The sequence below is a fragment of the Bradyrhizobium sp. B039 genome (genome assembly GCF_038965675.1).
Lineage (GTDB): Bacteria > Pseudomonadota > Alphaproteobacteria > Rhizobiales > Xanthobacteraceae > Bradyrhizobium > Bradyrhizobium diazoefficiens.
Window position 1 is genome coordinate 1,199,790 of the sequence record NZ_CP152416.1, and the last position, 14,399, is coordinate 1,214,188.

General features: G+C 65.3%; 15 protein-coding genes. 8 read left to right on the plus strand and 7 right to left on the minus strand.

All coding sequences use genetic code 11. The features are described from left to right. Positions 1–7 precede the first annotated feature (7 nt). From AAFG50_RS05550 to AAFG50_RS05570, 5 genes are all read right to left on the minus strand, one after another. Positions 8–1,450, minus strand: coding sequence for a homospermidine synthase (locus tag AAFG50_RS05550; protein ID WP_011090487.1), 1,443 nt, complete (start codon positions 1,448–1,450; stop codon positions 8–10). Positions 1,451–1,497: 47 nt separating this feature from the next. After that, positions 1,498–1,887 carry a RidA family protein gene (locus tag AAFG50_RS05555; RefSeq protein ID WP_028173849.1) on the minus strand — a complete coding sequence of 130 codons (390 nt, stop codon included), beginning with the start codon at positions 1,885–1,887 and terminating at the stop codon, positions 1,498–1,500. 147 nt (positions 1,888–2,034) lie between these two features. Further along, a complete protein-coding gene (locus AAFG50_RS05560; RefSeq protein WP_011090485.1) occupies positions 2,035–2,622 on the minus strand; it encodes an N-acetyltransferase in 588 nt (195 codons plus the stop codon). Positions 2,623–2,767: 145 nt separating this feature from the next. Then, the gene (locus tag AAFG50_RS05565; RefSeq protein WP_011090484.1) at positions 2,768–3,910 is read right to left on the minus strand and encodes a type III PLP-dependent enzyme; all 1,143 of its coding nucleotides are present in this window, start codon (positions 3,908–3,910) and stop codon (positions 2,768–2,770) included. Between the two features lie 675 nt (positions 3,911–4,585). Continuing rightward, on the minus strand, positions 4,586–4,837 hold the full coding sequence (locus AAFG50_RS05570) for a hypothetical protein (protein ID WP_011090482.1): 252 nt from the start codon (positions 4,835–4,837) through the stop codon (positions 4,586–4,588). A gap of 138 nt (positions 4,838–4,975) precedes the next feature. Between AAFG50_RS05570 and AAFG50_RS05575 the strand changes: the two genes are divergently transcribed. Genes AAFG50_RS05575 through AAFG50_RS05585 form a run of 3 tightly spaced genes read left to right on the plus strand, consistent with a single transcriptional unit; the run spans position 4,976 to position 8,804 of the window. Next, positions 4,976–7,057, plus strand: coding sequence for a M3 family metallopeptidase (locus AAFG50_RS05575; protein WP_028173850.1), 2,082 nt, complete (start codon positions 4,976–4,978; stop codon positions 7,055–7,057). Further along, on the plus strand, positions 7,057–7,695 hold the full coding sequence (locus tag AAFG50_RS05580) for a DUF1007 family protein (protein WP_011090480.1): 639 nt from the start codon (positions 7,057–7,059) through the stop codon (positions 7,693–7,695). The genes AAFG50_RS05575 and AAFG50_RS05580 overlap by 1 nt, the downstream gene beginning before the upstream one ends. Then, positions 7,686–8,804 carry a nickel/cobalt transporter gene (locus tag AAFG50_RS05585; RefSeq protein ID WP_028173851.1) on the plus strand — a complete coding sequence of 373 codons (1,119 nt, stop codon included), beginning with the start codon at positions 7,686–7,688 and terminating at the stop codon, positions 8,802–8,804. Before AAFG50_RS05580 ends, AAFG50_RS05585 begins: the two co-directional genes overlap by 10 nt. Before the next feature lie 125 nt (positions 8,805–8,929). On the opposite strand, the gene AAFG50_RS05590 is transcribed toward AAFG50_RS05585, so the two are convergent. Continuing rightward, positions 8,930–9,328 carry an MAPEG family protein gene (locus tag AAFG50_RS05590; protein WP_011090478.1) on the minus strand — a complete coding sequence of 133 codons (399 nt, stop codon included), beginning with the start codon at positions 9,326–9,328 and terminating at the stop codon, positions 8,930–8,932. 82 nt (positions 9,329–9,410) lie between these two features. On the opposite strand from AAFG50_RS05590, the gene hemH reads away from it, so the two are divergent. The 4 genes from hemH to AAFG50_RS05610 all read left to right on the plus strand — a co-directional run bounded on the left by hemH (position 9,411) and on the right by AAFG50_RS05610 (position 13,191). Then, positions 9,411–10,448, plus strand: a complete 1,038-nt coding sequence (gene hemH / locus AAFG50_RS05595; RefSeq protein ID WP_028173852.1) for a ferrochelatase — start codon at positions 9,411–9,413, stop codon at positions 10,446–10,448. Between the two features lie 26 nt (positions 10,449–10,474). Beyond that, positions 10,475–11,452, plus strand: a complete 978-nt coding sequence (locus tag AAFG50_RS05600) for an ABC transporter substrate-binding protein (protein ID WP_028173853.1) — start codon at positions 10,475–10,477, stop codon at positions 11,450–11,452. A 230-nt stretch (positions 11,453–11,682) separates the two neighbouring features. After that, positions 11,683–12,687, plus strand: a complete 1,005-nt coding sequence (locus AAFG50_RS05605; RefSeq protein ID WP_028173854.1) for an SPFH domain-containing protein — start codon at positions 11,683–11,685, stop codon at positions 12,685–12,687. Between the two features lie 60 nt (positions 12,688–12,747). Beyond that, a complete protein-coding gene (locus AAFG50_RS05610) occupies positions 12,748–13,191 on the plus strand; it encodes an NfeD family protein (protein WP_011090474.1) in 444 nt (147 codons plus the stop codon). Positions 13,192–13,374: 183 nt separating this feature from the next. Here AAFG50_RS05610 and AAFG50_RS05615 read toward each other — a convergent pair whose 3' ends face one another. Further along, on the minus strand, positions 13,375–13,701 hold the full coding sequence (locus AAFG50_RS05615) for a winged helix-turn-helix transcriptional regulator (protein ID WP_028173855.1): 327 nt from the start codon (positions 13,699–13,701) through the stop codon (positions 13,375–13,377). 72 nt (positions 13,702–13,773) lie between these two features. On the opposite strand from AAFG50_RS05615, the gene AAFG50_RS05620 reads away from it, so the two are divergent. After that, positions 13,774–14,325, plus strand: coding sequence for a carboxymuconolactone decarboxylase family protein (locus AAFG50_RS05620; protein ID WP_028173856.1), 552 nt, complete (start codon positions 13,774–13,776; stop codon positions 14,323–14,325). Positions 14,326–14,399 lie beyond the last annotated feature (74 nt).

A 14,399-nucleotide genomic window follows, 5' to 3' on the forward strand; every position in this document is an offset into this window, starting at 1 on the left:
TTCGGGGTCAACGCACCAGAATATTCCGGAACTGCCAGGGATCGCTGGTATCGATATCTTCCGGAAACAGTCCTGGACGGTCCGTCAGCGGCGTCCAGTCGGTGTAGAAACCCTTCACCGGGCCGAGATAGGGCAGCTGGATTTCCAGCAGGCGATCGAAATCCATCTCGTCGGCTTCGACGATGCCCTCGTTCGGGTTTTCCAGCGCCCACACCATGCCGCCGAGCACGGCGGAGGTCACTTGCAGGCCGGTGGCGTTCTGATAGGGCGCCAGTTTGCGGGTCTCCTCGATGGAGAGCTGCGAGCCGTACCAGTAGGCATTGTTGTCATGGCCGAACAGCAGCACGCCGAGCTCGTCGATGCCGTCGACGATTTCGTTCTCATCGAGGATGTGGTGCTTTTCCTGCATCTTCGCGGCGCGGCCGAACATCTCATGCAGCGACAGCACGGCATCGTCAGCCGGATGATAGGCGTAGTGGCAGGTCGGCCGATAGACCGCCTTGCCCGAGGCGTCACGCACCGTGAAGTAATCGGCGATCGAGATCGACTCGTTGTGGGTGACGAGGAAGCCGTACTGCGCGCCGCGGGTCGGGCACCAGGTGCGCACGCGCGTGTTGGCGCCGGGCTGCATCAGATAGATGGCGGCGCCGCAGCCGGCTTCGTGGGTCCGCGCATTCTCGGGCATCCATTTTTCATGGGTGCCCCAGCCGAGCTCGGACGGCTGCACGCCTTCCGACAGGAAACCTTCCACCGACCAGGTGTTGACGAAGACATCAGGCTCTTTCGGCTTCTTGGAGCGCTGGGTGTCGCGTTCGGCGATGTGGATGCCCTTGATGCCGGCCTGCCGCATCAGGTCCGCCCATTCGGCCTTGGTCTTCGGCTTGGGGGCATTGAGCTTCAGGTCGGCGGCGACATTGAGCAGCGCCTGCTTGACGAAGAAGGACACCATGCCGGGATTGGCGCCGCAGCAGGAGACGGCCGTGGTCGAGCCCGCCGGGCGCGCCTTCTTGGCGGCCAGCGTCACTTCGCGCAGGGCGTAGTTGGAGCGCGCTTCCGGGCCCTTCGACGAATCGAAATAGAAGCCGAGCCAGGGCTCGTTGACGGTATCGATATAAAGAGCGCCGAGCTCGTTGCAGAGCTCCATGATGTCGGTCGAGCCGGTATCGACCGAGAGATTGACGCAAAAGCCCTGGCCGCCGCCTTCGGTGAGCAGCGGGGTCAGCAACTCGCGATAATTGTCCTTGGTCACGCCCTTCTGGATGAAGCGGACATTGTGCTTCTCGCAATGTGCCTTGCGGCCCTCGTCCTTGGGATCGATCACAGTGACGCGCGACTTGTCGTAATCGAGATGCCGCTCGATCAGCGGCAGCGTGCCTTTGCCGATGGAGCCGAAGCCGACCATGACGATGGGACCAGTGATCTTCGCGTAGATCTGCGAGGCGGGGCTCATGGGATGGTTTCTCCGGAACGTGCTGGCGGACAAAGGGTGAGGGTGGATCAGGCGCTGCGGCGCTTGGCGGTGACTTCGATCTCGACCTTCATCTCAGGCTTGTAGAGCGCCGAGACAACGAGGAGCGTTGCCGCCGGGCGGATGTCGCCGAGGACTTCGCCGCAAACGGCAAAGTGCGCGTCTGCATCCTTGATGTCGGTGAGGTAGTAGGTCACGCGGACGATGTCGGCCATCTCGAAACCACCCTCCTTCAGGGCAGCTTCGATGGTCTTGAAGCAGTTGCGTGACTGGCTCGTGACATCGGCCGGCATCGTCATCGTGGTGTAGTCATAGCCGGTGGTTCCCGCGACGAAGGCGAAGTCGCCGTCGACCACGGCGCGGCTGTAGCCGGCGGTCTTCTCGAACGGGGAGCCGGTGGAGATCAGGCGACGGGACATGGGTTCGGCCTCGACTGAAAGAGGTGTTTCGCGGGGTTAAAGGGTGTTTCCGGGGCCTGCGCAACCCCAAAGGAAATGAGCTTGGCGCGGGCGCGACCGGGCGTTGCTGCTCACTGCAGCTTCGGTCGTCGCCATCATGGCAATCCCTTAGGCCGCGTGCGCCTGGAGGGGGCGAACCACCCTCCGTTTGGCCAGGGCCGCGCCGGTCGGGACGATCATCCCCTCGGCGCCATCCAGCGCACCGGCCTGGAATTCGATCGCCAGCAGGCGGTCTCGCTCGAACGGGCCGGGCAGCATCAGTGCGCCGGTCCTCTCGGCCGAGAAGCCGAAACGCGCATAGTAGGGGGCATCGCCAAGCAGGATCACGGCGGCATGCCCGCGCGCCCGGGCGGCGGCCAGCGCTTGTTGCATCAGCGCGGCGCCGATCCCGAGCTCGCGGCAGGCAGGGTCCACCGCCAGCGGTCCGAGGACCAGAGCGGGCCTGCCTCCGGCGCTGACGTGCCACAGCCGCACGGTTCCCACGAGTGTCCCCTCGCGCACAGCCGACAGGGCAAGGCCTGAGGCAGGTGCACGTCCGTCGCGCAGGCGCTGGCAGGTGCGGCCATGGCGGTTCTCGCCAAAGCTGGCATCGAGCAGCGCTTCACGGGCGGCGACGTCGGCAGCACGCTCCGCACGGATCGCGAACGGAGCGGCTTTCGAAGTGAGGGCGACTTGTGGCTTCCGAAAAGCAGTCATGGCGCGTCAGTCCCCGCTTGAACCGACATGCGATCAGCACGCCGGCTCAAGACGTCGTCAGAAATCAGAAATGTGAGGGAGGAGCCGGCAAGCCGGCTCCCGGGTTCGTCAGGCCTCGAGAGCGAGGCGGGTCAGATGTGGCAAATCAGATATGGTAGGTCTTCAGCGGCGGGATACCGTTGAACGCCACCGACGAGTAGGTGGACGTATAGGCCCCGGTGCCTTCGATCAGCACCTTGTCGCCGATCTCGAGCGTCACCGGGAGCGGATACGGGTTCTTCTCGTACAGCACGTCGGCGCTGTCGCAGGTGGGTCCCGCGAGCACGCACGGCGTCATGTCCGCGCCGTCATGGGCGGTGCGGATGGCGTAGCGGATCGACTCGTCCATGGTCTCAGCCAGGCCGCCGAACTTGCCGATGTCGAGATAGACCCAGCGCACCTCGTCCTCGTCGCTCTTCTTCGAGATGAGCACGACCTCGGACTCGATGATGCCGGCGTTGCCCACCATGCCGCGGCCCGGCTCGATGATGGTCTCCGGGATCTGGTTGCCGAAGTGCTTGCGCAGCGCGCGGAAGATCGAGCGGCCGTAGGTCACCACCGGCGGCACGTCCTTCAGGTACTTGGTCGGGAAGCCGCCGCCCATGTTGACCATGGAGAGGTTGATGCCGCGCTCGGCACAGTCGCGGAACACCTGCGAGGCCATCGCCAGCGCACGGTCCCACGCCTTCACCTTGCGCTGCTGCGAGCCGACATGGAAGGAGATGCCGCACGGCTCCAGGCCCAGGCGCTTGGCGACGTCCAGCACGTCGACGGCCATCTCCGGGTCGCAACCGAACTTGCGCGACAGCGGCCACTCGGCGCCGGCGCAGTCATAGAGGATGCGGCAGAACACCTTCGCGCCGGGAGCGGCACGGGCGATCTTCTCGACCTCGGCGGCGCAATCGACCGCGAACAGCCGAATGCCGAGCGCGAAGGCGCGCGCGATGTCGCGCTCCTTCTTGATCGTGTTGCCGAAGGAGATGCGGTCGGGCGTAGCGCCGGCGGCCAGCGCCATCTCGATCTCGGCGACGGTCGCGGTGTCGAAGCAGGAGCCCATGGAGGCGAGCAGGGCCAGCACTTCCGGCGCCGGGTTCGCCTTGACGGCATAGAACACGCGGCTGTCGGGCAGCGCCTTGGAAAAGGTCTGGTAATTGTCGCGCACGACCTCGAGGTCGACGACGAGGCACGGCTCGGTGTCCCGGCCCTCGCTGCGGCGATTGCGCAGGAATTCCTGAATACGTTCGGTCATAGCACTCTCCCAAACGGCCCAGCGACGGGGATCCGTTCAAAAAATGACGTCGGATAAGAGCGCTCTGGCCGGATTGCGCGATGGAGGCGCAACGAAGCCAAAAGACTCAAACCAGACTGTGCTGCCGTGGATTGGTTGGGAATTTCCCGCCCGCACACCTGGCAATGAAGGACAAGCCTTTTCAGTAGCCCGCGCCGGCGTTGGACTGCCGGTAGAGACCAAAAAAGCCCGATCCGTCGTTGCTTTAAGTCGCGTCCCCCGTTGAGAGCGGGGTGCGCCGGTTCGCCTCCGGCTGCCAGTCACGGTTGCAAAGAGTGAAGTCACCTTCGACATGGCATCTCTTGAGAGAGATGCTGGACGCTCCGGGTTTGCTTCGTCGTCCGACCTTTCGGTCTTTTGACTTCCGCACTTCCGAAGAGCCCCTCGGCTTCTTCACCCCTTGGCGGCTGTCCGGCCTCTTGTCCGGATACCTACCGACTGACACACGACCACAGGCACGTGCGAAATTGGGCAAGAGCGCACATAAGCGTTTTGACTCTGCTTCGCAACAATTTTTTTAGGCTGAGAACAGATTTGCCTAACATCTGCTTGCGCAGTGTTGCGCGAGCGACGCGGAAGATGAACGCGCGTTAAGTTTTCAAGCCTGCGCGCGTGTCTCTCTCGCGCGAGCGAGCGTCAGCCGCGCTTCGTGAAGGGCTCGACGCGCTGCGCGGCGCGGACGAACGCGGTCATCACCAGCACGCCGAGTGCGAACAGCACGGCCTGGAGGATGTGCGCGCCCTGATCGCCTAAACCGAACAGGATCGCGAGCGCCCAGCCGCCGGCAAAGGCCGCGCCGAACACCTCCGCGCCGATCAGGATGGCGGCGCTGATGACGGTGATGACGCTGGGCCAGACGATCTGGCGGGAAGAGGAAGGCGCGTTCATGGGGCTCAGGGATCCCTAGTCTTCGAGGGCCGCAATCTCTCCGAAAAGGCAGGCGGGAGCAAGGCCAAATGGCCCAAAAAAGCCCGATCGCATGCTATAGCTGGCCGCAACAAACCAGCTCGAAAACCGGGACTTGCGATGTCAGAAACCCGCCAAACTACGGACCCCGAGACCAACCCGCTGCTGAAGGCCTGGGTGACGCCGTTCGCGACCCCGCCCTTCGACGAGATCACGCCGGAGCACTTCCTGCCGGCCTTCGAGCAGGCCTTCGCCGACCATTCCGCCGAGATCGCGGCGATCACCAACGACCCGGCCGCGCCCGACTTCGCCAACACCATCACGGCGCTGGAGCGCTCGGGCAAGCTGCTGAGCAAGGTGGCGGCGGTGTTCTATGACCTCGTCTCGGCGCATTCCAACCCGGCCATCCTGGAGATCGACAAGGAGGTTTCCTTGCGGATGGCGCGGCACTGGAATCCGATCATGATGAACGCCGTGCTGTTTGGTCGCATCGCCCAGCTGCACGAGAACCGCGCCAATCTGGGTCTTTCGCCCGAACAGCTCCGCCTGCTGGAGCGCACCTATACCCGCTTCCACCGCGCCGGCGCCGGCCTCTCCGAGGAGGCCAAGACGCGGATGGCCGAGATCAACGAGAGGCTCGCCCAGCTCGGCACCGGCTTCAGCCATCATCTGCTCGGCGACGAGCAGGAATGGTTCATGGAGCTAGGGGAGGCCGACCGCCAGGGCCTGCCGGAGAGCTTCGTCGCCAGTGCCAAGGCTGCGGCGGAAGAGCGCGGCATGGCCGGCAAGGCCATCGTCACGCTGTCACGCTCCTCGGTCGAATCGTTCCTGAAGAGTTCGGCCCGGCGCGACCTGCGCGAGAAGGTCTACAAGGCCTTCACTGCGCGCGGCGACAACGGCAACGCCAACGACAACAATACGACCATCGTCGATATCCTGAAGCTGCGCGAGGAGAGCGCGAACCTGCTGGGCTACCCGACCTACGCCGCCTACCGGCTCGAGGACTCCATGGCCAAGACGCCGGAAGCGGTGCGGGGGCTGCTCGAGCGGGTCTGGAAGCCGGCGCGCGCCCGGGCGCTCGCCGATCGCGACGAGATGCAGACGCTGATCACGGAAGAGGGCGGCAATTTCAAGCTCGCACCGTGGGACTGGCGCTTCTACGCCGAAAAGCTCCGCCTTCAGCGGGCCAATTTCGACGACGCTGCGATCAAGCCGTATCTCGCGCTCGACCACATGATCGCCGCCGCCTTCGACTGCGCCACGCGCCTGTTCGGCATCACCTTCGAGGAGCGCAAGGACGTGCCGGTCTGGCACCCGGACGTCCGGGTCTGGGAGGTGAAGGGGCGGGACGGCAAGCACAAGGCGCTGTTCTATGGCGACTACTTCGCCCGGCCGTCGAAGCGCTCCGGCGCCTGGATGACCTCGCTGCGCGACCAGCAGAAGCTCGACGGCGACGTCGCGCCGCTCGTTCTCAATATCTGCAATTTTGCCAAGGGGGCCGGCGGCGAGCCCTCGCTGCTGTCGCCTGACGACGCCCGCACCCTGTTCCACGAGTTCGGCCACGGCCTGCACGGCATGCTGTCCAACGTGACCTATCCATCGCTGTCGGGCACCTCCGTGTTCACCGACTTCGTCGAGCTGCCGTCGCAGCTCTACGAGCACTGGCAGGAACGGCCCGAGGTGCTCCAGCAATTCGCCCGCCACTACCAGACCGGCGAGCCGCTGCCGGACGACCTGCTCCAGCGCTTCCTCGCCGCGCGAAAATTCAACCAGGGCTTTGCCACGGTCGAGTTCGTCTCCTCGGCGCTGGTGGACCTCGAATTCCACACCCAGCCGGCCGCGGCGGCCAGCGACGTACGGGCCTTCGAGAAGAAGGAGCTGGAGAAGATCGGCATGCCCGAGGAGATCGCGCTGCGTCATCGGCCGACGCAATTCGGTCACATCTTCACCGGCGACCACTATGCCGCCGGCTATTACAGCTACATGTGGTCGGAGGTGATGGACGCCGACGCCTTCGGCGCGTTCGAGGAGGCCGGCGACATCTTCGATCCGGCCGTCGCAAAACGTCTGCATGACGACATCTACTCCTCGGGCGGATCGGTCGATCCGGAGGCCGCCTATGAGGCCTTCCGCGGCCGCCCGCCGGAGCCCGACGCACTGCTCCGCCGCCGCGGCCTGCTCGACGACGCCAGGGCGGCCTGATGGGTATGCGCGCCCTGCTCGGTCTGTTGCTCGCCGCCGTCCTCACGCTCGCGGCGGGTGCGGCGCGCGCGCATCCGCATGTCTGGATCACCGCGACCAGCGAGCTGCTTTACGCCGCGGACGGCAGCATCACCGGCGTCCGCCACGCCTGGACCTTCGACGACATGTTCTCGGCCTATGCCGTGCAGGGGCTCGAGAGCAAGACCAAGGGCGCCTATACGCGCGAGGAGCTCGGGCCGCTGGCGCAGACCAATGTCGAGTCGCTGAAGGAATATGCCTACTTCACCTTCGCGCGAGCGGACGGCAAGAAGGAGCGATTCCAGGAGCCGGTCGACTACTTCCTCGACTACAAGGATACGGTGCTGACCCTGCACTTCACGCTGCCGCTGAAGAACCCGGTCAAGCCCAAGCAACTGGTGCTCGAAGTGTTCGACCGTTCCTTCTTCATCGACTTCCAGATGGCCAAGGACAATCCGGTCAAGCTGGTCGGCGCGCCCGCCGGCTGCCAGATGAAGCTGGACCGGCCGAACGACGGCTCGGCCACCGCCCAGAAGCTCAACGAGCAGACCTTCCTGAACGGCGAGAACAGCAATTTCGGCATGATGTTCGCCAACAAGATCACGGTGGATTGCCCTTGACCGGTAGCCTGCATTCGCCGCTTGCCCGCGAGCTGCTCGCCTGTGCTGCGGTTGTCGTCGTGCTCGGCGTGGCTGATGCCGCGCTTCACGATCTCCTCGCGCAAAATCCGTTCGGCGCACCGAGACCCGCGCCGGCGGCCGAGCCCGAGGCCAGCGGCCTCATCGGCTGGCTATTGGCAAAACAGTCGGAATTCTATCGCCAGATGTCGGCGACCATCCGCGCCGCCAAGTCCGACGGTTCGGCGGTGTGGACGCTGCTCTTCATCTCATTTGCCTATGGCATCTTCCATGCCGCCGGCCCCGGCCACGGCAAGGCGGTGATCGCCTCCTATCTCGTCGCCAACCGCGAGACCGCGCGGCGCGGCATCGCGCTCTCGTTTGCTTCGGCCCTGATGCAGTCGGTGGTCGCGATCCTGATCGTCGGCATCTCGGCCTGGATCCTGAATGCGACGGCCAAGACCATGTGCAAGGCCGAAGGCGTGATCGAGATCGCGAGCTATGGCCTGATCGCGCTGTTCGGCCTGCGGCTGGTCTGGGTCAAGGGCGGCGCCTTCATCCGCGCGCTTCAGGCGACCCAGCCGGTGCCGGCGATCGCAGGCGTGCCGCAGCACCATGATCACGGCCATCACCACCATCGTGAGGCGCATGATCATCATGATCACGATCACCATGATCATGGTCACGCCCATCACGATCACGGGCACGACCACGTCCACGACGAGCATTGCGGCCATTCCCACGGCCCGGCGCCGAGCGAGCTGGCCGGCCCCGGCGGCTGGCGGCGCGGGTTCGCCGCGATCCTGACCGTCGGCATCCGCCCTTGCTCGGGTGCGATCCTGGTGCTGGTGTTCGCGCTGGCCCAGGGCCTGTTCTGGGCCGGCATCGCCGCGACCTTCCTGATGGGGCTCGGCACCGCGATCACGGTCGCGGCCATTGCCGTCGTCGCCGTCTCCGCCAAGGACATCGCCGCCCGCCTGAGCGCAGGGCGCGACGGCGGCGGCGCACTATTCATGCGCGGCATCGAATTCGGCGCCGCAGGTCTCGTGCTGCTGTTCGGCGTCGGCCTGTTGTTCGGCTACATCGCCGCCGAACGGACGACGTGTTTTTGACCGGAGCACTTCGCTCCATCCGGGCTACGATCAACTATCACCGTCGTCCTTCGAGGCTCACCCCACGGTGCTTCGCACCGCGGGGCTCGCACCTCAGGATGACGGGTTGAAGGGCGCGCGCCCCCTCACACCGGCAAGAACCGCTTCAGCATCGGCATGAAGAAGATCACGAGATTGATCGCAAAGCCGATGCTCCAGAGGATCGAGCGCAGCGTCGGGCGGTTGCCGAGATAGGTCAGCACGTAGGCGATCCGCACGATCAGGAACAGCACCGCGAGCTCGTCGATCAGCCGCTGCGGCGAGTCCCTGAATTCGGCGAGCAGCACCGCGAAGGCGAAGAACGGAAAGGTCTCGATGCCGTTCTGGTGGGCGCCGAGCGCGCGCTGCGCGATGGCGTCCTCATAGAAGGCGGGATCGCGCGGCCGGGAATTGTCGAACCCGCGAAACCGGATCCATTTGATCGAGGCGATCGTCGCAAGGTAGAGCAGCAGCGCTCCGAATACGCACCATTCCGCGAGTGTCATCTTCCCTCCCCCGCTTGGGTGCGACCCTAGCGAAACCGGGCTCATCTTGACAAGTTCGGTGCAACGCGCGACGCAACTGATCATGTCGACCGCCGCTCCCAACGAGACCACACAGCCAACCGTCCGGTCCGGCCAGAAGCGGGTCGGCGTGCTCCTGGTCAATCTCGGCACGCCCGATACGGCCGATGCGCCCGGGGTGCGGGTCTATCTCAAGGAATTCCTCTCGGACGCCCGGGTCATCGAGGACCAGGGCCTGGTCTGGAAGGTGGTGCTGAACGGGATCATCCTGCGCAGCCGTCCCCGCAGCAAGGCGCTCGACTACCAGAAGATCTGGAACAACGAGAAGAACGAGTCGCCGCTGAAGACCATCACGCGGTCGCAAAGCGACAAGCTCGCCGCCGCGCTGTCGGATCGCGATCATGTCGTGGTGGACTGGGCGATGCGCTACGGCAATCCCTCGATCAAGTCGGGCATCGACGCGCTGATCGCGGAGGGATGCGACCGCATCCTCGCGGTCCCGCTTTATCCGCAATATTCCGCCTCGACCTCGGCGACCGTCTGCGACGAGGTGTTCCGCGTGCTCGCCCGCCTGCGTGCGCAGCCGACGCTGCGGGTGACGCCGCCGTACTACGAGGACGAGGCCTATATCGAGGCGCTCGCCGTCTCGATCGAGACGCATCTGGCAACCCTGCCGTTCAAGCCGGAGCTGATCGTCGCCTCCTTCCACGGCATGCCGAAATCCTATGTCGACAAGGGCGATCCCTATCAGGAGCATTGCATCGCCACGACCGAGGCGCTGCGCCGCCGGCTCGGCGTGGACGCATCAAAATTGCTGCTGACCTTCCAGTCGCGCTTCGGCAATGACGAGTGGCTCCAGCCCTACACCGACAAGACGATGGAGCGGCTCGCGAAAGAGGGCGTGCGCCGCATCGCGGTGGTGACGCCGGGTTTTGCCGCCGACTGCCTGGAGACGCTGGAGGAGATCGCGCAGGAGAATGCCGAGATCTTCAAGCACAATGGCGGCGAGCAGTTTTCCGCGATCCCCTGCCTCAACGACAGCGAACCCGGCATGGACGTGATCCGCACCCTGGTGCTGCGCGAGCTCCAGGGCTGGATATAGTGAGCCTGGATCTGATGGTTCGCCCCTTGAACCGCCGCGCGTGTCTGGCGCTTCTTGGGACGATCGTCGTGCTGCCGGCTTCGGCACAGGCGCAGCAGGCGAATGCGACGCGGCGGCTCGGCGTGCTCTCGGTCACGGCCGCCGACGATGCGATCGGGCAGACGCGCAGCGCCATCCTGGTCGAGGCGCTCGCCGCCCACGGCTGGAAGGAGCACGGCAATCTCAGGATCGACTGGCGCAGCGGCGCCGGCGACAGGGCGCGGATCGCCGGGCTCGCCGACGAGCTGATCGCGCTCAAGCCCGACATCCTGCTCGCGGTCGGCACGCCCTCGGTCGAAGAGCTGCGCCGGCGCACCGCGATGATCCCGATCGTGTTCGCCGTGGTCACCGATCCCGTCAGCCAGGGCTTCGTCCAGAACCTCGCCCATCCCGGCGGCAACATCACCGGCTTCACCGATTACGACGGCCCGCTGGCCGGCAAATGGCTGGAGATGCTGACGCAAGTGACGCCGAAAGTGTCCCGCGTCTTCGTCGTCTACAATCCCGCCACCGCGCCGTTCGCTGCCCTCATGCTGCGCACGATCGAGGACGCCGCACGGACGCTTCACGTGACGGTCGAGCCCGCGCCGGTCCATGACGCAGCCTCGATCGCGGCGCTGGCCTTCCGCAAAGACGGCGGCCTGCTGATCCTGCCTGATTTCTTCACCATGGCCAACCGCGCGCATCTGCTCGCGGCGATCGCCGAGGCGCGCGTGCCTGCGGTGTTCTGGAGCCGCACCTTCGTCGACGAGGGCGGGCTGATGTCCTACAGCACCGACAGCGCCGAGCAGCTCCGCCGTGCCGCGGGCTACATCGATCGCATCCTGAAGGGTGCGCAGGCAGCCGACCTGCCGGTGCAGAACCCCACCAAGTTCGAGCTCGCGGTCAACCTCAAGGCCGCCAAGGCGCTTGGCGTCACCATTCCCCCAGGCTTGCTCGCAACCGCGAACGACGTCATCGAATAAAGTCGTCCGTGACGGACGACATGTCCGGATTCGTTAACTTTCGCCGTTAGGTCTGCGCCCGGACGCTTTCAAGAGCCTTTCGGAAATACATATCGCGACCGTTTCCCCCCGAGTTCGTCTTGTGCAGAATCGTCCGAATGCCGACGTGAATCGTAACCGCTGAACCAGTAAGGTCGCGTTCCCGACCAATGACAGCGCGGGAAAGGGCTTTTTCCCGCCTTGGAGGAAATATGAGCGGTTTCGACATTTTCGCGATTGTTCTGGTTTTGCTCGTCATCGTCACGCTGATTGCCGGCGTGAAGACGGTCCCGCAGGGCTATGACTGGACCATCGAGCGGTTCGGCAAGTACACCCAGACGCTGAGCCCCGGGCTCAACCTGATCGTGCCCTATTTCGACCGCGTCGGGCGCAAGATCAACATGATGGAGCAGGTGATCGACATTCCCGAGCAGGAGGTGATCACCAAGGACAACGCCACCGTGACGGTGGACGGCGTCGCCTTCTACCAGGTATTCGACGCCGCCAAGGCGAGCTACGAGGTCTCCAACCTGACCCAGGCCATCACGGTCCTGACCATGACCAACATCCGCTCGGTGATGGGCGCGATGGATCTCGACCAGGTGCTGTCGCATCGCGACGAGATCAACGAGCGCCTGTTGCGCGTCGTCGATGCGGCGGTCTCGCCCTGGGGCCTGAAGGTCAACCGCATCGAGATCAAGGACATCGTGCCGCCCGCCGATCTCGTTGAGGCGATGGGCCGCCAGATGAAGGCGGAGCGCGTCAAGCGCGCCGACATTCTGGCCGCCGAAGGCCAGCGGCAGTCGGAGATCCTGCGCGCGGAAGGCGCCAAGCAGGGCCAGATCCTCCAGGCCGAGGGCCGCAAGGAAGCCGCGTTCCGCGACGCCGAGGCCCGCGAGCGGTCCGCGGAGGCCGAGGCCAAGGCGACGCAGATGGTCAGTGAAGCCATCGCCAAGGGCGACGTCGCGGCGTTGAACTATTTTATCGCCGACAAATATATCAAGGCGTTCGGCCAGTTCGCGGACTCGCCGAACCAGAAGATCATCATGCTGCCGATCGAAGCCACCAGCATGCTCGGCTCGCTCGCCGGCATCGGCGAGATCGCGAAGGCCACGTTCGGCGAGAGCGCGGCGTCCGCGGCTGCCGCCGCTCGCCGCCCGGGCTCAGTGCCTCCGACCGGCAGTCCGCCGCCGGCGGTGCCGCCGCGGCAGGGATAGTCACCGGCGTATGACGCGGTTCTTTTGAAAACGGCATGCGTCAATATTCAGAGGCGTATCATGACCGACACGTTCGTATCGCTCGGCACCTGGAACTGGCTGATCTTTGCCTTCATCCTGATGGCGTTGGAGACGATCGCACCGGGCGTATTCCTGTTCTGGCTCGGGCTCGCCGCTTTGCTGGTGGGCCTGATCTCGTTCGCCGTTCATCTGTCCTGGCAGACTCAGCTCGTGATGTTCGCGATCTTCGCTGCCGCCGCCGTTCCCGTGTGGCGCCGGCTCGCCCGGCCGAGGCCCGATGCAAGCGCAAGCCCCTTCCTCAACAAGCGCACCGAGGCGCTGCTCGGCCGTGAGTTCACGCTGGAGAAGCCGATCGTCGACGGCAACGGCACCATGCGCATCGGCGACACGGTCTGGCGCGTCGCAGGTCCCGATACGCCAGCCGGGACGCGCGTGAAGGTGGTGCAGGTGGACGGCGTGAATCTGACGGTAGCGGTGGCGTAGTTTTCTCTTCCCCTCTCCCCTTGTGGGAGAGGGGGCTCGCCGCGTAGCGGCGAGACGGGTGAGGGGTCTCCCTCCTCCAACGCAGCGCTGAGTTTGCGGAGAAAACCCCTCATCCGGCGCTTCGCGCCACCTTCTCCCACAAGGGGAGAAGGAATTTCGGAGTGCGCGGCGGCCTTTTGAGCCCTACCTCTTCCACCTCTCCGCGAACCTGTGCAGCGGCATGAACGTCTCGCACAAGTCCCGCCCGAGCGGCGTCAGCCCATAGCCTCCGCCTTCGCCGAGCTCCACGAACCCCGCCTCGCGCAAATCGTCCAGCCGCGCTTGCAGCACCGTGGGCGAAGCCTCGTCGCACGCCGTGCGCAATGCGCGGGAGGTGAGGGGCTCCTCGCGCAACTCCCACAGGATACGCAAGGTCCAGCGCCGGCCGAGCAGGTCGAGCAGCGCCATGATCGGCCGTCCGGTGCGCGAGCCGCGGACGTTGCGTGTTGTCGAACCGGCCTGTTTCGCCATCGTCGTCCTCTTGCGTCGCGCTACAGATAGTGTAGCGTATCGCTACGATAATTGTAGCAACGGAGACGGCCGATGTCCCGGGCCACACCGCGCATTGCGCCGCTCGCGCCGCCTTATCCCCCGGAGATCCAGGCGCAGTTCGACCGCATCATGCGCGGCGCGCCGCCGCTGGTGCTGTTCCGGGTGATGGCGGGCCACGGCCGCGCCTGGGACAAGTTTCGCGCCGGCGGGCTGCTCGATCCCGGGCCGCTGTCCCTGCGCCAGCGCGAGATCGTGATCGACCGCACCTGCGCGCTGAGCAAATGCGAATACGAATGGGGTGTGCATGTCGCGGTCTTTGCCGGGCCGGCGCGCCTCACGGAGGAGGAGGTCCGCGCGACCGTAGAGGGCGATGCGACATCAGCCTGCTGGTCACTGGACGAGCAGGCGCTGATTGCCGCCGTCGATGCGCTGCATCACCGCGCGACGTTCACCGACGCGGAATTCGCCGCGCTCGCGGCGCATTACGACGAGGCGCAGATTCTGGAGATCATGCTGCTGTGCGGCTTCTATCGCACGGTGTCGTATCTGGCGAACGGCTTGCGGCTGCCGCTGGAGGAGAAGGCGGCGCAGTTTCCGGCGTAGCCCTCGCTGTCATTCCGGGGGACGCGAAGCGTGAACCCGGAATCTCGAGATTCCGGGTTCGATGCTTCGCATCG